This window comes from Amycolatopsis sp. NPDC021455 (genome assembly GCF_040640995.1).
GTDB lineage: Bacteria > Actinomycetota > Actinomycetes > Mycobacteriales > Pseudonocardiaceae > Amycolatopsis.
Map to the genome: position 1 here is coordinate 1 of NZ_JBFACT010000055.1, position 17,667 is coordinate 17,667.

11 protein-coding genes and 1 pseudogene are annotated in these 17,667 nt (G+C 71.2%); 7 read left to right on the plus strand and 5 right to left on the minus strand.

Annotated elements, in window-relative coordinates:
• Nucleotides 1–344: 344 nt before the first annotated feature.
• Together AB0G28_RS37365 and AB0G28_RS37370 are read right to left on the minus strand one after the other, a co-directional pair.
• On the minus strand, nucleotides 345–1,214 hold the full coding sequence (locus AB0G28_RS37365) for an AraC family transcriptional regulator (RefSeq protein WP_361100614.1): 870 nt from the start codon (nucleotides 1,212–1,214) through the stop codon (nucleotides 345–347).
• Nucleotides 1,215–1,422: 208 nt separating this feature from the next.
• Nucleotides 1,423–1,755, minus strand: a pseudogene (locus AB0G28_RS37370) (ester cyclase); the annotation flags it as partial.
• A gap of 229 nt (nucleotides 1,756–1,984) precedes the next feature.
• Between AB0G28_RS37370 and AB0G28_RS37375 the strand changes: the two are divergent.
• The 7 genes from AB0G28_RS37375 (at nucleotide 1,985) to AB0G28_RS37405 (ending at nucleotide 14,317) form a co-directional block, all read left to right on the plus strand.
• Nucleotides 1,985–2,980: a Rieske (2Fe-2S) protein gene (locus AB0G28_RS37375; RefSeq protein ID WP_361100617.1), complete on the plus strand. Its 996-nt coding sequence runs from the start codon at nucleotides 1,985–1,987 to the stop codon at nucleotides 2,978–2,980.
• Between the two features lie 5 nt (nucleotides 2,981–2,985).
• Nucleotides 2,986–3,960, plus strand: coding sequence for a DUF1702 family protein (locus tag AB0G28_RS37380; RefSeq protein WP_361100620.1), 975 nt, complete (start codon nucleotides 2,986–2,988; stop codon nucleotides 3,958–3,960).
• 133 nt (nucleotides 3,961–4,093) lie between these two features.
• A complete protein-coding gene (locus AB0G28_RS37385; protein WP_361100623.1) occupies nucleotides 4,094–6,058 on the plus strand; it encodes an ASPIC/UnbV domain-containing protein in 1,965 nt (654 codons plus the stop codon).
• The gene (locus AB0G28_RS37390; protein ID WP_361100626.1) at nucleotides 6,055–7,032 is read left to right on the plus strand and encodes an enediyne biosynthesis protein; all 978 of its coding nucleotides are present in this window, start codon (nucleotides 6,055–6,057) and stop codon (nucleotides 7,030–7,032) included. Before AB0G28_RS37385 ends, AB0G28_RS37390 begins: the two co-directional genes overlap by 4 nt.
• Nucleotides 7,029–12,803: an SDR family NAD(P)-dependent oxidoreductase gene (locus AB0G28_RS37395; RefSeq protein WP_361100629.1), complete on the plus strand. Its 5,775-nt coding sequence runs from the start codon at nucleotides 7,029–7,031 to the stop codon at nucleotides 12,801–12,803. Before AB0G28_RS37390 ends, AB0G28_RS37395 begins: the two co-directional genes overlap by 4 nt.
• Entirely contained in the window at nucleotides 12,800–13,264 is a 465-nt protein-coding gene (locus AB0G28_RS37400) for an acyl-CoA thioesterase (protein ID WP_361100632.1), read from the plus strand. The genes AB0G28_RS37395 and AB0G28_RS37400 overlap by 4 nt, the downstream gene beginning before the upstream one ends.
• A gap of 285 nt (nucleotides 13,265–13,549) precedes the next feature.
• Nucleotides 13,550–14,317, plus strand: coding sequence for a helix-turn-helix transcriptional regulator (locus tag AB0G28_RS37405; RefSeq protein ID WP_361100635.1), 768 nt, complete (start codon nucleotides 13,550–13,552; stop codon nucleotides 14,315–14,317).
• Between the two features lie 21 nt (nucleotides 14,318–14,338).
• Here AB0G28_RS37405 and AB0G28_RS37410 read toward each other — a convergent pair whose 3' ends face one another.
• The 3 genes from AB0G28_RS37410 to AB0G28_RS37420 all read right to left on the minus strand — a co-directional run bounded on the left by AB0G28_RS37410 (nucleotide 14,339) and on the right by AB0G28_RS37420 (nucleotide 17,451).
• Nucleotides 14,339–15,379: an SRPBCC domain-containing protein gene (locus AB0G28_RS37410; protein WP_361100638.1), complete on the minus strand. Its 1,041-nt coding sequence runs from the start codon at nucleotides 15,377–15,379 to the stop codon at nucleotides 14,339–14,341.
• An 85-nt stretch (nucleotides 15,380–15,464) separates the two neighbouring features.
• Nucleotides 15,465–16,112 carry a DUF6073 family protein gene (locus tag AB0G28_RS37415; protein WP_361100641.1) on the minus strand — a complete coding sequence of 216 codons (648 nt, stop codon included), beginning with the start codon at nucleotides 16,110–16,112 and terminating at the stop codon, nucleotides 15,465–15,467.
• A gap of 31 nt (nucleotides 16,113–16,143) precedes the next feature.
• Complete coding sequence (locus AB0G28_RS37420) at nucleotides 16,144–17,451, minus strand: HEAT repeat domain-containing protein (RefSeq protein WP_361100644.1); 1,308 nt, start codon at nucleotides 17,449–17,451, stop codon at nucleotides 16,144–16,146.
• Nucleotides 17,452–17,667: the final 216 nt, after the last annotated feature.

A 17,667-nucleotide genomic window follows, 5' to 3' on the forward strand; every position in this document is an offset into this window, starting at 1 on the left:
GGGCTGCGCTGCGCGGTTGAGGGCGGCTTCGCCGCCCTCAAAACCTGGCGCATCCTCGACAAACTCCGCCTCCACCCCCGCCACGCCACCACCCTGGTTCGCGCCCTGCTCGTGCTCACCCAGCACGAACAAGACACCCGCGACACGGCCCGGCCAGCCGCAGCCTGACCACTACCACACCCCGTCAACCCACCCCCACCAGCACAAACCAAGATGAAAATCCCCATTGCCGTTGTGGCGATCCTCGGCCATGCAGATCGGGTGCCGGCTCTGGGTGTAGAGCCCGTCGTCGCCTTCGTGTGGCAGGTGCTTGCCCAGCGGGCGTTGCCGCGGCGCGGAGTTCGTCATCGGGCGCCTCCCCATCGGTCGGACCCGGCCGGCTGCGGCCCGGGTTCGCGCATCTTCGGGAACGTCCCGTGCGGCCGGCGGCCGGCGGCGAGCAGTGGGGAGACCGACAGGATCGGCGGGTCGCTGGCCCGGCGTGGCCGCAGGACGATCTCGACGTCGGTCTGGGCGGGACGGCCGCGCCGGACGTGCACCGGCCCCCAGGAGCCGACCCGGCACTGGTCGGGCCGGACCTCGGTCAGCGCGGCTTCGGCGGCGGCGTCGGCGGGCAGGCTCATCACGAGCGCCATGTAGCTGCCGTCCACGCCGATCCGGAGATCCCCCTCGGCCGAGCCGCGCACGAGGGTGCAGGCCGCGGGCCATCCTTGGGGGATCCCCGACTCGAAGAGCCCGACGAGGGCCAGGTGCCCGTTGGGGAGGCCGCTGAGCCGGATCCGCAGCGGCGCCGCTCGCTGCGGCTCGACCGGGACCGACCCGGCCAGCACCTCCTCGAGCGGCAGGGCCGCCAGATCGCGGGCGAGCCGCCGGAAGTGCCGGGGCGAGGTGCCGACGAGCCGGGTGAACTGGGTGGTGAAGGTGCCGAGGCTGGAGTACCCGACGTCCATGCAGATCGTGGTCACGTTCGCCTTCGTTCCCAGCAGCAGCCGCTTGGCCTCGGCGATCCGTAAGGCCGCGAGGAACCGCGCCGGGGTGGCGGAGGTGATCTGGCGGAAAACCCGGTGGAAGTGGAACGGGCTGAGGTACGCGACGCGCGCGAGCTCGTCGAGTGAATGCGTACCGCCGAGGTCGGCCTTGATCCGCCGTAGTGCCTGCCCGACCGCCCACAGGTGGGCGTCCTCGGACGTGCCCGTGGCCTCCCGAGTCTTCACCAAAGCTCCCGATGTCGTGGTAGGCCACCCCCAGTGCTCGACGATCCGGTTCCCGTCGAAGCTGAAGGTGTCGGAGCCGCCGACGGCGAACTTCTTGCCCGTCGCGGGATGCCCATGCAATCGCCGGTGTGCGAAAAGCGCAGTTCGATCGCCTGGGCCAAGAAACCGCTTTCGCAGACCGAAACCAGCACCTCGACCTTGGTCGCCGTCAGCGCGTTCGCCGCTTGGCCGAACCGGTGCGCGACGCCGTCCCGCCCCGGGGATCCCACGGCGGGGCGAAGTGGTCGACGAACTCGGGGGCCGAGACGTCCTGGATCACCGCGAAATCCTTAACAGTGAGCCGCGTGCTGACGAGATCGCGCCCGGCGACGATTTCCTCGATTTCGACGTGGATGTCGGGAAAGGCGGTGATGAATCGCTGCATCTCGGCACCGACCTCGGCGACCGGCGAGGTGCCATCTCGGCCGTGGTTGACCATTCCCGGGGCCCAGTAACGCATCATCGCCGTTACGTCCCGAACGTTCCAGGCATCGACCAGCCGCTGCGCGACAGCCTTGTTGGCGGCCGACCGGTTCGCGTCGGGATGTCACGATAATCCCCCCGAATCCACGTCGATGGCGGTCGTCGAATCACAGTCATCTGACCACAGCGGCGCGAGCGCGGGTTCTCCGAGATTGTCGAAACGGCGGCCTTGACGGGCCACGACGAGCCGTCGACACTGGGGCTGGCTCCCGTCCGTTCGTCGTCACTGGGAAGGACGGTCCACACATATGCCGATCATCGATTCCGTCCGACCGCGCCCACGCGCGGTGCCTATCCCGGCCGAGGGACAGGATGGGGTGTTCACGCAGACCTGGTTCCCGGTTTGTCTCAGCGCCGACCTCCCGCCCTCGGGCGGAATCGTGGGTGCCGAGCTCCTCGACGGCCGGGTGATCGCGGTGCGTTCGGCTGCGGGCGAGGTTGCGGTGCTCAGCGCGTACTGCGTCCACCTCGGCGCCGACCTGGCCGTGGGGAGTCTCGACGGCGAAGGGATCCGGTGCGCGTTCCACGGCTGGCGGTACGGAATGGACGGACGGTGCCGCTCGGTGGGCCCGGGCCGGGAGGCCGGCCTGTTCCGCTTCCCCACCGTGGAGAAGTACGGGATCGTCTGGGCGTTCAACGGGACCGAGCCGTTGTTCCCGATCCCCGGGACTTCGCCGCCGGAGCCGGGGTTGCCCTTGGTGCACCGCGCGGCCGCGTTCGGCCGGCGCCTCGCCGTCGACCCGTGGGTGGTCGCCGCGCAAACCCTCGACCTTCAGCACCTCTCCCCGCCGCACGAGGGAAAGTTCGTCGAGGACCCGCACGATTCATTGTCCTGGAAGGACTTCTCGGTCGGGTACCGCTACCACGCGCTGATGCCGGGCGGCGAGGAGTACAAGGTCTGGGCATCCATCCACGGGAGCAACATCTTCTGGCAGCACGGCACACTCGACGGCCGGTGGTTCCGGTGGATCACCGGGATGTCGGCGCCGCGGGCGGGGACGACCGCGTCGTTCTTCAGCTGGAGCACCCAGCGGGTGCCCGGTGAGCCGCCGGACGCTGCGGATGCGTTCCTGGCCAAGGTGCAGCTCTTCATGTTCGACCTGCTGGCCGAGGACGCCTCCGTCCTGACGACGATCCACTACACGCCGGGACTGCTGACGCCGGCGGACCGGGCCCTCTCGGAGTTCTTCGGCTATCTGCGCCGGTACCCGCGCGCGAACCCCGCCCGCCAGTACCTCCGGTGACACGGATGACCGCGCCCTGGCGGAGCCTCCGGCGCCGGGTGCTGACCCCGGACATCGCCGAAACCCGGATTTCGCGCCGCGGCTTCCACGTCAAGGACGATGCCGCCACGCGGCTGCTGGAGGCCGTCGGCCGGTCGTTCCTGCACGGTTTCGCCGTCGCGGCCGAGGCGCGGGGACCGGAGGACGTCCCCGATCCGCTCGACCAGGTCGCCGTGAGGATGCGAGGATTCTGCTACGAGGGCGCGGCGATGGCGTTCGCGATCCGCGACGGGCTCTCGGTGTGGGGCCGGAACACGCCGCGATTCGTTGCAGGGCCAGGAGAACCACATCTGTACATGGCTTACGTCGGGATCGGCTGGGCGCTGGCCAGGCTGCCGCGGTTCCGGCATGCCCGCGTGCTCGCCGCAGTGAGCGATCCGGTGCTGCGGTGGCTCGTCCTCGACGGATACGGGTTCCACCAAGCCTACTTCCACACCGCGCGGTACGTTCACCGCCGTCTTCGCGATGCTTATGTCCCCCGCTTGGGCGGCACGGGCACGGCGTATTCCGATCGTGCGATCGACCAGGGCATCGGGCGCGCGCTGTGGTTCATCGGGGGAACCGACCCGAACCGCGTGGCGGAGCTCATCGGCGGATTCGACGCAGACCGGCACGCGGATCTCTATAGTGGAGCCGGCCTCGCGGCGACGTATGCGGGCGGCGCGGATCCCGAGGAGCTGGCTGAACTTGCCGAGCGTGCCCGTGAGTACCGTCCGCAGCTCGCCCAGGGAAGCGCGTTCGCCGCCGAAGCCAGGGCACGCGCCGGCCTCGTCGTACCGGAGACAGAAAGCGCTTCGCGCGTGTTGTGCGGGATGTCCGCGGAGGACGCCGCGCAACTGGCCAGGGAAGCGAAACCCGGCCCGTCGGCGGATGGCGTCGTTCCGGCTTACGAGTTGTGGCGGACGCGCGTGGCGGAGAAGTTCGTCTCGCCGGGCGGTTGATGGCCGACGGTCCCGTTCTCGGGTACGGGCCGGGCAATGTCGGAGAACACCGCGATCGCGGGCGGGTGCAGGCTGGTCGGAACTGGCGGATCTTTTGCCCGTGTGGGGAAGGGATAGAGGGGAGATCGTTGCGGTGTCCTGGTTGCGCAGATCGGTCCCGGCCATTGCGGCGGTTTTGCTCGCGCTGTCGCTGTTCTTTGTAGTCGACGGCCAAGTCGCCGCTCAGGACCCGGCTCCGCGGGCCGGCGGCTACCGTTTCCAGGAGCTGCCGATCGCGTATCCGCCCGGATACGAACGCCTGCCGAAGCGCACCGTCCGGGAGGTCAATCCCGCTTATACGCGCATCAGGTCGTGGATTTCCTCGGTGGGCGCCGCGATCGCGGTCAACGACCTGACCGGGCACGGCCGCGCCGACGGGATGTGTTTCGTCGACACGAGAACCGACGCCGTCGTGGTCACCTACACCCCGACCGCACCCGAGGCGGACCGGTTCACCCCGTTCGTGCTGGATCCGGCGCCGTTGCCGATGGACGCGGCGATGGCGCCGATGGGCTGTGTCCCCGGCGATTTCAACGGTGACGGCGGGATGGACCTGCTGGTCTACTACTGGGGTCGCACGCCGATCCTGTTCCTGGCCAAGGCGAAGGCGTCGGCACCCGCAGCGGTTTCCTACCAGCCCCGGGAACTGGTGGCCAACGAATCCGCGGACGGCGGCTACCACGGTCCGCGGTGGAACACCAACGCCGTCGGGGTCGGCGACTTCGCGGGTGACGGCCGCCCCGCGCTGTTCATCGGCAATTACTTCCCCGACTCCGATGTGCTCGATCCCCGTGGCCAGGGCAACGTCGAGATGAACACGTCGATGTCCAGTGCGGCCAACGCGGGCGGCGCGCACGTGTTCCGCTGGTACGCCGGGACTGCGGGTGAGCAGCCGACGGCGACCTATGTGCCCGAACCCGGCGCGGTTCCGTACGAGGCGTCGAACGGCTGGACACTGGCGGTCGCCTCGGCGGACCTGACCGGAAGCGGCCGCCAGGACGTTTACGTCGCGAATGACTTCGGGCACGATTTCCTGCTGCACAACGTATCGCCACCCGGCCGCATCCGTTTCGCGGTGGTGCGCGGAGAACGGACTCCGGTGACACCGAAGTCGTTCGTCTTGGGCAACGACTCGTTCAAGGGCATGGGGATTGACTTCGCGGACCTGAACCGCCGCGGCCGGTTCGACATGCTGGTCAGCAACATCACCACGGCGTGGGGCTTGGAGGAGAGCAACTTCGTCTGGGTGAACCAGGCCGACAGTGCCGCCGCGATGGCCAAGGACCTGGACGCCGGTTTCGCGCCGTTCCGGCAGGAGGCCCAGGAGTACGGGCTGGCGTGGTCCGGCTGGGGCTGGGACGTCAAGGCCGCCGACTTCCGCAACACCGGAGACCTGGACGTGGTCCAGACCGTCGGTTTCGTCAAGGGCGGCACCGACCGGTGGGCGTGGCTGCAGGAACTGGCGATGTCGAACGACAACCTGCTGGTGAACCCGGCGATGTGGCCTCACGTCGAACCCGGTGACGACATCGCCGGGCACCAGCCGCTCGCCTTCTACGCCAGGGGCGACGACGGGAAGTACGTCGACATCAGCGAGCAGCTGGGCCTGGCCGTGCCGACTCCGACGCGGGGCATCGCCATCGCGGACACCACCGGGACGGGAACACTCGACTTCGCGGTCGCCCGCCAGTGGGACGCGCCTGCCTTCTACGTCAACCAGTCACCCGGCCGCGGTGCGTACCTCGATCTGCGGCTGTACCGGCCGGTCGCGGGCACCGGCGGGATGCGTGCGGCCGGCACGCCGGCCTACGGCGCCACCGTGCGGGTCACCACTCCGGACGGTCGCACGCAACTGTCCCAATTGGACGGTGGTGGCGGTCACAGCGGGAAACGGGACTTCGGAGTCCACTTCGGACTCGGTACGGCCTCGGGTCCGGTACAGGTGCAGCTCGATTGGCGAGACGGGGCGGGGGTCCGGCACCGGCAGATGCGGCCGCTCGAGCCCGGCACCCACACGTTCCTGCTGACCGACGGTGTCCAGGAGGTCCCGAGCCGATGACAGCCACAGTCCCCACCCGGTCACCCGAGGCGCCGGAGAAGACACTCTTCCCGCCGGCGGCGCCGAAGACGTTGCCTGCCCTGGACGCGCGGTACCTGGCGCTGCGGAACTTCGCCATCTCGATCAGCGTGTTCAACGTGCTGGGCTACACGGTGCTGGGATTCGAGCAGCCTTGGCTGTGGCCGGTCATCGCGGTCGCGGTGGGCTATCTGACCGAGCTCGTCTTCGAGCTGATCAGCGCGTGGGCTTGGCGCCGTCCGGCGCGGTTCACCGGGCGCGGCGCACGCGGGGTGTACGAGTTCCTGCTGCCCGCACACATCACCAGCCTGGCGGTGAACATGCTGCTGTACGCGAACGACCAGATCTGGCCGGTGATCTTCGCGGTGGTCGTCGGCGTCACGGGCAAGCATGCGTTCCAGGCCCCGATCGGCGGCAGGCTGCGGCACTTCATGAACCCGTCGAACTTCGGGATCACGGTCACCCTGCTGTGCTTCGGCTCGTGGGTCAGCATCGCGCCGCCGTACGAGTTCACCGAGAACGCCAACACGTTCTTCCGGATCATGATCCCGCTGGTCATCGCGACCGCCGGGGCGGTGATCAACGCCGCGCTCACCCGCCGGATCCCGCTGATCGCGGGCTGGATGGGCGGGTTCGCCGTCCAGGCCCTGATCCGGCACTGGATCTGGGACGTCTCCCTGAGCACCGCGCTCGGGGTGATGTCCGGGGTCGCGTTCGTGCTCTTCACCAACTACATGATCACCGACCCGGGGACCACGCCGTCGAAGCCGCGCGCGCAGTTCGTGTTCGGCTCGGCCGTCGCCGTGGTCTACGGCGTCCTCATGGTGCTGAACGTGGTCTACACGCTGTTCTTCGCCGTGTCGATCGTGTGCGCGGTGCGCGGGGCCGCCTGGTGGATCGCCCAGGCGCGGGAGCGGCGTGGTGAGGGCGACCCGGTGGCCGGTGCGGCGGCATGAACCGGGCCAGGATCGCGGTGGTCGGCATGGCCTGCCGCTACCCGGACGCCGACTCGCCGGACCGGCTGTGGGAAAACGTGCTCGCCGGTCGGCGAGCCTTCCGGCGGCTGCCGGATGTCCGGACGCGGCTCGACGACTACTACGCACCGGACCCGGCCGTGCCGGACCGGTTCTACGCGGCGATGGCTGCCGTCCTCGAGGGATTCGAGTTCGACCGCGTGCGCTACCGGATCGCGGGGAGCACCCACCGGTCGACCGACCCGGTGCACTGGCTGGCCCTGGACACCGCGGCGAAGGCCCTCGAGGACGCCCGTCTGCCGGGCGGGGCGGGAATACCCCTGGAAAGCACGGGTGTCGTCGTCGGCAACACGTTGACCGGCGAGTTCAGCCGGGCGAACGTACTGCGCCTGCGGTGGCCGTACGTCCGCCGGACCGTCGCGGCGGCGCTCCGCGAACTGGAGTGGACCGGGGATCGCCTCCGGCCGTTCCTCGACGAGCTCGAGCGCCGGTACAAGGCGCCGTTCCCGGAGATCGACGAGGACAGTCTCGCCGGGGGCCTCGCCAACACCATCGCGGGCCGGATCTGCAACTACTTCGACTTCGGCGGGGGCGGCTACACCGTGGACGGCGCGTGCTCGTCCTCCCTGCTTTCGGTGGCCACGGCGTGCACAGCGCTCGCCGACGGTGACCTCGACGCGGCGATCGCGGGCGGGGTCGACCTGAGCATCGATCCCTTCGAGCTGGTCGGGTTCGCGAAAACCGGTGCGCTCGCGCGAGACGAGATGCGAGTCTACGACCGCGGTTCGAACGGGTTCTGGCCCGGCGAAGGCTGCGGGATGCTGGTGCTGATGCGGGACGAGGACGCCGTCGCCCGCGGCCTTCGGCGGCACGCGACGATCGCGGGATGGGGCTACTCCTCCGACGGTGCGGGCGGCATGACCCGGCCCGAGGTCGCCGGCCACCGGCTCGCGCTGCGCCGGGCGTACCGGATGGCCGGGTTCGGCATCGGGGACGTCGGCTACCTGGAGGGGCACGGGACCGGCACCGCGGTGGGGGACGCCGCCGAGCTGCGCGCACTCGGGGAGGCGCTGAGCGAGGCCGGGCCCGGCACGGCCCCGGTGGCCATCGGCACGGTCAAGGCGAACATCGGCCACACGAAGGCGGCCGCGGGAGTCGCCGGGCTGATCAAGGCGGTGCTGGCGGTCCGCCATGGCGTGATCCCACCGGCCAGCGGCCACTCCGCCGCCCATCCGGAGCTGACCGGGGACCGGCCGGTGCTCCGCGTGCCCGACGTCGCCGAGCCGTGGCCGGGCGACGGGCCGCCACGGGCAGGGGTGTCTTCGATGGGTTTCGGCGGCATCAACGCGCATGTCGTGGTGGAGCACGCGGACGGTACCGCGGCTTCGCCGGCGGCGGCGCGGACGCTGGTGCGATCGCGGCAGGACGCCGAGTTGCTCCTGCTCGACGCCGGAACCCCGCCGGAGCTGGCGGCCGAGGCCCGGCGGCTGGCGGGCATGGCGGACCTGATGTCCTTCGCCGAGCTGGGAGACCTCGCGGCGGCACTGGCCAGAGGGCTGTCCGGAGGAGGTGTCCGCGCGGCGGTCGTGGTGGGCTCGCCGGCCACGGCCGCGGCCGCACTGCGGCAGCTCGCGGACGCCGTCGCGGACGGCAGCCGGGAACTGGTCGATCCCCGGCGGGGGATCTTCCTGGGGAGCGGGACGGCCCGGCCCCGGATCGGGTTCCTGTTCCCCGGCCAGGGTGCGGGCCGGCGCGGGGACGGCGGCGCGCTGCGGCGCCGGTTCGCCGCCGCCGACCGGCTGTACGAGTGTGCCCGGCTGCCGGTGGACGGCGATCCCGCGGCCACGGAACTGGCCCAGCCCCGGATCGTGGCGTCGTCGGCCGCCGGGCTGCGCGTCCTCGGCGAGCTGGGGATCGAAGGGACCGCGAGTGCCGGGCACAGCCTGGGCGAGCTGACCGCACTGCACTGGGCCGGCGGCATGGCCGAGGACGTCCTGCTCCGGATCGCCGAGGTCCGCGGCCGCATCATGGCCGCTGCCGCGACCGGCGACGGCACGATGGCGGCGATCGGCGCGTCCCCGGACCAGGTCCGGCCGCTGCTGGCCGGCGAGCCGGTGACGATCGCCGGCTACAACGGGCCGTCGCAGACCGTCGTGTCCGGGCCGAAGGACGCGGTCTGGGCGGTGAGCATGCTGGCGGAGGACCGCGGGTTCACGGTCGGCCCCCTCGCGGTGTCCCACGCGTTCCACTCCGCCGAGATGGGCCCGGCGGGTACCCGGCTGCGCGCGTGGCTGGACGAAGAGGGCGGCTTCCACCGCTTGCACCGCACGGTCTTTTCGACGGTCACGGGGGAGTGCCTGGCCCCGGGCACGGACTTGCCCGCGCTCCTGGAGCGGCAGGTCCACGCGCCGGTCCGGTTCGCGGACGCGGTCACCGCGCTCGCCGCGCACTGCGATTTGCTGCTGGAAGTGGGACCAGGCCGGACGCTGACCGATCTGGTCGCGCAGATCGCGCCGGAGCGCCCGGCGGTGGCCCTGGAGACCGACAGCCCGTCCCTCTGCGGGCTGCTGCGCGGCGTGGCGGCGGCCTACGCGCTCGGCGCGCCCGTGTCGGTGCGTGTGCTGTTCGACGGGCGGTTCACCCGGCCGTTCCCCCTTGACAAGGAGTTCAGCTTCCTCGCGAGCCCGTGCGAGGCGGCGCCGGTCGACGACGGGAGCGCCGAGCCGGCGGTCCCCGAACGCGGCGAGCCCGATCCGCTGTCCGGCAGCCGGGGGAATCCCGTGGACGTCCTCCGGCGGCTCGCGGCGGAACGTGCGGAACTGCCGCTCGAGGCCGTCGGGGCGGACACCCACCTCCTGGACGATCTGCACCTCAGTTCGATCACCGTCGGGCAGATCGTCGGCGACGCGGTCCGCGAGCTCGGTATCGGTGCACCGGTGTCCGCCACGGCTTATGCCACGGCCAGCCTCGCCGACCTCGGCGAAATGCTCGACGAGCTGCGGAGCACTTCGACGGGGCCGGACGAAGCGGCACCGGCCGAAGTGCCGGGCGTGGCTCCCTGGGTGCGGGCCTTCCGCGTCGACCTCGACGAGCCGGTGCCCGGACCCGCGCCCGCGGAGCGCGTGGCCGGCACCTGGCGGCTCGTCGCGCCCGAGCCGTACCCGCTGGCGAAGGTGCTGGCCGGGCTGCTCGAGGACGCGGGACTCGGGAACGGTGTCCTGCTGTGCCTGCGGGCCGACTGCGGGGAGGACGAGGCGGAGGCCATGCTCGCCGCGGCGCGTGCCGCACTGGCGCTGGCGAAGCCGGCACGCTTCGTCGCGGTCGGCGGTCCTCGCGGCGCGGGCGCGCTGGCGAAGACGCTGCACCTGGAGGCGCCGTGGATCACCACGAGCGTGCTGACGCTGCCCGGCCCGGAGGACCTCGTCGGCGAAGAGGCCGAGGCCGCGGCCGAGCGGATCCTGCGGGCCGTCGCCGGCACCCGCGGCTTCGGCGAGACGGTGTTCGACGCCGCCGGGACCGCGCGGACGCCGGTTCTGCGCGTGCTGCCCTGCTTCCCGGGCGAGGCGGTGGCACCAGTGCTCGCCTCGGACGACGTCGTGCTGGTCACCGGGGGAGGCAAGGGCATCACGGCTGAGTGCGCACTGGCGCTGGCGGCGGAGAGCGGGGCGGCGCTGGCCCTGCTGGGGCGCTCCTCGCCGGGCGAGGACGCCGCGCTCGCCGCCAACCTCGAGCGGATCGAGGCGTCCGGGATGCGCGTGCGGTACTACCGGGCGGACGTCACCGCGCCCGGCGAGGTGGCCGCGGCGGTCGCGCGGATCGGCCGCGAGCTGGGCCCGGTGAGCGTCGTGCTGCACGGCGCCGGGCACAACGAACCGCGTGCGCTCGCGAAGCTCGAGGCATCCGCGTTCCGCCGGACCTTGGCGCCCAAGGTGGGCGGGCTGCGCACCGTGCTGGCCGCGGTCGCCCCGCGGTTGCTCGTGACGTTCGGGAGCGTGATCGGGCGGGCGGGCCTGCGCGGCCAAGCCGACTACGCGGTCGCCAACGACTGGCTGACCGAGCTGACGGAGCGGTACGGGCGGGAGCGGCCGGAGTGCCGGTGCGTCGCACTGGAGTGGTCGGTGTGGTCGGGCACCGGGATGGGTGAGCGGCTCGGCGTCCTCGAAGCCCTGGTGCGGGAGGGAATCCAGCCGATCCCGGCCGCCGAGGGGGCGGCGATGCTCCGCCGGGTGCTGGGCGAGCCGGATGCTCCCGGAGTCGTGGTGGTGGCGGGACGGTCCGGCGGACTGCCGACCGTGCGGCAGCAGCGCGACGAACTGCCGCTGCTGCGCTTCCTCGAACGCACCCGGGTCCACTGCCCCGGCGTGGAACTGGTGGCCGAGGCCGGCTTGTCCGCGGGCGGCGACCCGTACCTGGCCGACCACGTGCTCGACGGCAACCCGGTGTTCCCCGCGGTGCTGGGCATGGAGGCGGTCTGCCAGGTCGCGTCCGCGGTCGCCGGCCGGACCGACGTGCGGGCCCTCGAAGACGCGGAGCTCCTGCGACCCGTCGTCGTGCCGCCGGGTGAGACCAGGACGATCCGGATCGCCGCGCTCGCCGTGGCCGGGGACGCGGTCCGGGTGGCCGTCCGCGCGGCCGAGACGGGCTTCGTGGCCGACCACGTCCGTGCGACCGTCCGATTCGGACAGAGCGCTGCCGGGGAACCGGCGCCCGCCGGGGAAGGCTCGCTGCTTCCCATCGACCCAGTTACCGATCTCTACGGTTCGGTGTTGTTCCAGGGCACCCGGTTCCGGCGGTTGACCGGATATCGCGTGCTCGGCGCGAAGAACTGCGTCGCGGAGATCGCGCCGGGACCGGCGGAGGGGTGGTTCGGCGGGTTTCTGCCCGCCGGGCTCGTGCTCGGCGATCCCGGCCGCCGGGATGCGCTGATGCACGTCGTCCAGTGCTGTGTCCCGGACACGACGCTGCTGCCGGTGCGCGTCGGTCGGCTGGAGATCGTCCCCGACGCGGGGGACGGCTCGGTCACGGTGGCCGCGACCGAGCGCGGCCACGACGGGGACACCTATGTCTACGACCTCACCGTGCGCGACTCCCGGGGTGTGCCGGTCGAGCGCTGGCTTGGGCTCGAGCTCCGGGCCGTGGCCAGGCGCGACATCCGCGAGCCGTGGCCCCCGCTGCTGCTCGGTCCGTACCTGGCGCGGCGGTGCGCCGCGTGGCTGCCGGGCACGCCCGGCTGCGCCGTGGTGCCGGACGGGCAGGGACTCTCCCGCCGCGAGCGGTCCGCGGCCGCGATCACCGCCGCGGCCGGCGGTACCGGAACAGTCGTCCGGTACCGGCCCGACGGCAGGCCGGAAGCCGGCCGGGGCTTGCAGGTTTCGGCGTCGCACGGGGCAGGCGTGACCTTCGCTGTCGCGGGCACGGTGCCGGTCGGGTGCGACGTGCAGCCGCTGGCCTCCGGTAGCGGGCAGCGGTGGCCGGCGTTGCTCGACGACGGCGGGCTCGCCCTCGCGAGGCTGGCCTGCCGGGAAAGCGGCGAAGCCTTCGGGCGAAGTGCGGGCCGGGTGTGGAGTGCCGTCGAGTGCCTGCGCAAGCTGGGCCACGCGGTCGTGCGTGAACCGCTGGTCTTCGACGAGGCCGGGCCGGACGGCTGGGTGCGGTTCCGCTCCGGTTCCGTCCGGATCGCCACCTGGGCCGGCACGCTGCGCCACGCCGGCGATCCGGTGGTGTTCTCGGTGGCCGCGGGAGAACGGCCGTGACCGGGCCGCCGTTCTACGAATACCGGCACGTCGTCGGATTCGAGGAGACCAATCTGGTCGGCAATGTCTATTACGTGAACTACCTGCGCTGGCAAGGACGGTGCCGCGAGTTGTTCCTCCGGGACGAGGTGCCGGAGTTGATCGCCGATATCCGGGCCGGTCTCCGGCTGCTGACGGTCCGCTGCGAATGCGATTACCTCGCCGAAACCACCGCGTTCGACGAGATCTCCGTGCGGATGCGGCTCGACGACCTCACCCAGACCCGGATCGGGTTCGCCTTCGACTACGTCAAGGGGTGCGGCGAACTCGTGGCACGGGGCTACCAGCGCGTCGCCTGCTTGCGGGGTCCGGACGACGACATCCGGCCATGCCGGGTGCCCGAGCCGCTCCGAGCCGCGCTGAGTCGCTACGCGGTACCGCCGAACCGGTCGAATCCCAACTCGATTCTCCCACTCGGTTGATCGTCTGCGAAAAAGCGCAATAGTCGATAGTGAAAACCTTCGGCGGGAATATTCGACTTGCCCTGACCCTGATCAAGATGCTCGTTCGCATGTCATTTCGTGTGCTAGACTCCGAGTGAGCAGGGCCTTCGGGGTGGGCAGCCGCGTCGCGACGTCTCGCACGGTTTGACGATTTCACCGTGCCGGAATGCGTTCGGTCTTGGCCAGGTCGTTGCGACTGATCTTCGCGATTGCCGGCGCCGTGCGGCGACGTGCACCACAAGTGGCGCGAAGGGGGGAACTTCCGTGCGCGTGACCGTGGACCGGGCGATCACCGTGATGTGGGAGCGGTTCGGGGATCCGCTGACACTGGCCGACCTCGCCGATGCCGCCTTCGTCAGCAGATTCTATTTCTCGCGGGTGTTCAAGGACGCCACGGGAACCTCACCGGGCCGGTTCCTGTCGGCCATCCGGCTGACCAAGGCGAAGAACTACCTCCTGCGGACCTCGTTGAGCGCGGGCCACATCTCGACGATGGTCGGTTACAACAGCGTGGGCACCTTCACCAGCCGGTTCGGCTGGAGCGTCGGGATGTCACCGGTGCGGTACCGCTACCACTCGGAGTCGGGGGCGCCGGGGGTCTTCGTGCCGTCGCCTCGCTGTCCCGAGCGCCGCGGCGAGCTGCGGGGGCGGCTCGAACCGGTCGCGATCACGCGGCCGTACCGGGTGTACGTCGGATTGTTCGGCACTCCGATCGCCCAGGGCCTGCCGGTCTCGTGCGCCGTCCTGGAAGGCCCGGGCGACTACCGGCTGCCGGGCGTGCCGGACGGGACGTGGTACATCCGTGCCGCGGCGGTCGCGACCACCGACGTCGACCCGCGGCCGTGGGTCCGGCGCCCGCTCGGCGTGGGCGAGTGCGGGCCGGTACTGGTCCGCGGCGGGGTGTGTGACGGCGAATGCGCCCTGCGGATCCGTCCCATGGCGCTGACCGACCTGCCGATCCTGCTGTTCCTCCCCGAGCTGGACTGCCGCGAAGTGCCGTGCGCGGTGCGCCTGCCCGTCGTGTCCGGGTGAGCGGGCACGACGGGCTCCCGGTCACGCGCTCCATGAGTGCGGCCCCGAGGAGGGCCGGCCCGACGGCTCCGGGGGACGGCCGCCGGTGAGGAGGTGCTCCAGCCTGCCGAACGCGCCCACCCAGAACTGGGTGAGCAGGGTGCGGTCGTGCGGCGCCGCCTCCCGCGAGCCGAATATCTCCCAGCCGGTGTGGAACACCTGGAGCAGGCTCCCGCCCAGCTGGGCGGGCTCGATCCAGAGGTACCCGGACAGCTGCCCGGGCCAGCCGAGGCGCTCCAGGGTGAAGCTCACGCTCGGCAGGTACGACGGGAACCGCTGCCCGGCCTCGACGTGCTCGGTCACAGTCAGCGCGGCGGTCCCGCTCGCGTCGCCGAGCACGAACGGCATCCGGTCGCCGCTCGCGAGCGAGCCCGCCGTGCGGCCCAGCCAGAACTGCAGGGCGGGCACCGCGGTCAGCGCCGCCCACGCCTCGAACGGCGGCACGGGCAGCTCGGCCTGGACGTAGGGTCCCATGCGCCGCCACGTCCACCGCACGTCGCGATCCGTGGCGATGTGGTCGGCCAGCTGGTCCAGGATGCCCGGCCACCCCATGCCGTTCCAGGAGCGCCAGTCGGCCGGGCCGTTCACCCCGATCTCGGTCACCGTGACCGAGGTGCTGTCGCCGAGCTCGGCGAGCTGCCACGTCACTCGCGTCGCCGGGCCGACGCCGACCCAGCGCCACCGGTAGCCGAGCCGCGCGGAGCGGTCGTCGTCGCCCGGTGGCTCCACGACGTCGGTCTGGCACCTGAAGAACTCGCCGTCGCGGAAGTCCAGGATGCTCGCTTCGCCCGGGCACGCCCAGCTCGGGCCGGTGGCGGCCAGCCAGCGGCCGACCCGCTCGGAGGTCGTGAGCGCCTCCCAGACCGCGTCGACGCACGCGGGGATCAGCACGGTGGTGATCAGCCGCTCCCACCGGTCCTGGGCGACGGGTCTCGCCGACGGGCGCAGCGGCGGGAACGGTGACGGTTCGTCCAGCGGCACGAGGAGTTCGTCGGGCACGGCGGTCTTGTCTACTGTGGTCACTGCGGCCTCCGTTCGGGTCGGGCACGAAAGCGGTCCGGCCCCTGGTGGGGGAGGCCACGGGCCGGACCGGCGAAGAGCTGACGGATCAGCGCACCTGCTCCTCGGCGAGGTACCCGCCCATGTTGAACCGCAGGCTCGTCAGGTAGCCGACCGGTTCACCGTCGGGGTCCTGCACGTCGTACAGCGGGAGCATCCGGTAGATCTGGCCCTTGCCGGGTGCCCCGGCCGGCGGGATCGACCGCACGTCGTCGATGGTCAGGATGACCGGCTCCCGGTTGAACAGCGTCTTTCCCAGCTTCGGCATGTCGAACAGGCAGCCGACGGCCATCCGGCACGCCTTGGCGGCCGGCCCCTCGCCCGCGTACGGATCGAACGGAGTGCGGATCTGGCCCGCGGACAGGCAGTCGGGGTTGAGCGTAGTGGTGATCCGGCCGAGTTCCTCGGACTCGGCGACCATCTTCATCTCGATGAGGTTGGTGTAGACCTCGGCGCCCGCCCACTCGCAGTCGGTGGCTTCGGACCGGACGACGCGTACGTAGCCGTCGAACTCGACGTTGAACTCGCCGACGCCGGGGATGTTGAACGTGTCCCACGAGTGCAGGCCCAGGTTGTCGATGCCGGGCTCCGGGGGTGTCCACTTGACGACCGGGGTGCCCTCGTAGAGATTCGGCACGCCGTCGACGGAGACCGGACGGCCGTAGATCGTGGTCTTGGCGTGATCGGCTGTGGTCATCACTGGTCCTTTCGGGAAGTTGTGGCGGTGCTCAGATGCCCACGGTCCGGTAGTCGCAGCACGTGCGTCCGGGCTCGTCGGGGATGCCGTCCTGGTCGCTGTCGAGCTCGCCGTCGACGGTGCTGTAGACGTCGCGGGAGTTGAGGTCGATGCGGCCGTCGCCGTCCCAGTCGTTGAGCTTGCCCTTGAAGGTGCCGAGGATGAAGACGTTGGTCAGGTCGCGAACCTCCGGGTCGTGCAGCGTCGACAGCACGCCGTTGCCCGGCCGCAGGATCTCGCCGAGCGACTTGCCCGCCACGGAATCGACGTCGGTATAGCCCCAGCCCTGGAACCGGCCGCGGACGTACCTGATCGCCGGCTCGCCGTGGACCAGCATCGACGGGTCGAGGTGCCAGTTGCCGTAGCGGGCGAACCCGATCCTCGTCTCGTGCGTGCCCTTCGACGGGTCGTCCGCGCGACCGGACTTGAAGAACGTCCGGGGGACCTGTGACTCGAAGTAGAAGTTGCCGCGGTCACTGCGGGTCCGCTCGGTGAACCCGCGGAACAGGTAGTTGTCCATGTGCGGCGAGCCGTCCGCGTGCAGCCCGGTGATGGTCTTGGCCATCAGCAGCTGCTTCTCGCGGGTGGCCACGTTCGGGCAGGCGTGCGCCTGGCCGTAGATCCGGGCCAGCCCGAGTGGGCCGAGAGACATCTTGCCCCAGTGCCGGTTGGTGGCGTCCAGCCGGACGTAGAGGTCGCAGTGGATGAGCAGGTGGATGGTCTCGTCGAAGGTGCGTCCCTCGGTGAAGACCGCGCCGCGGCCGTCGAACGCGGGGTCGCCCGTCGCCAGCTCGCTCGCGAACAGCGTCGACCACTCGGCGATCTCGGGGTCGGCGTCGCGCTGGAACCGGCGCAGTGCCGCGATCGCGTGCGGGCCGCCGAGTTTTTCGATGGCCCACAAGGTGCCCCAGCGGACCTCGCGGTCCTGCTCGGTCCGGACGACCTCGGCGAGCACTTCGAAAGCGTCGGGGAGATCGCGGTCCGCGTACTCGTAGACGGCCTGCTCGCGCAGCACGCGATCCGGATGGTGCAGCGCGTCGTGCCGCAGCTCGTCGTCGGTGCGGCTGTCGACGCGGACAGCGGCCCGGTTGAGGGCATAGCCGAAGTCGCTCGCCCACGCGGCCGGGTCGCCCGCGACGAACCGCGGGTCCACGCTCAGCGTCGTGCGGTAGGCGAAGTTCAATGCGTCCCGCTGTTCGTTCCGCAGCGTCACGAGCGGCGGGACGTCGACCGGAAGAGCGGCTTGGGGATCCAGTTCACTCAGCGATTGTGCTGATTTGTTGCACAGATCAATGGCCATCGGCTGTGCCTCCGTGCTGGCTATGTCGGGTCTGCTTGCTGTCACGCTACGAGCGGTCCACCCGGGAAACTTCTCGCGACTTGCCATTGCCACCTGGGCCGTCGGCAGTGGTGAGGGTCAAGTCGATCAGGTAGGGTCGAGGTGCCCGGGACAATCTCATTCGCCGGTCCGCCGCGCTGTCGGGGAGGGTTTTGATGGGCACGAATCTCCGGCCGG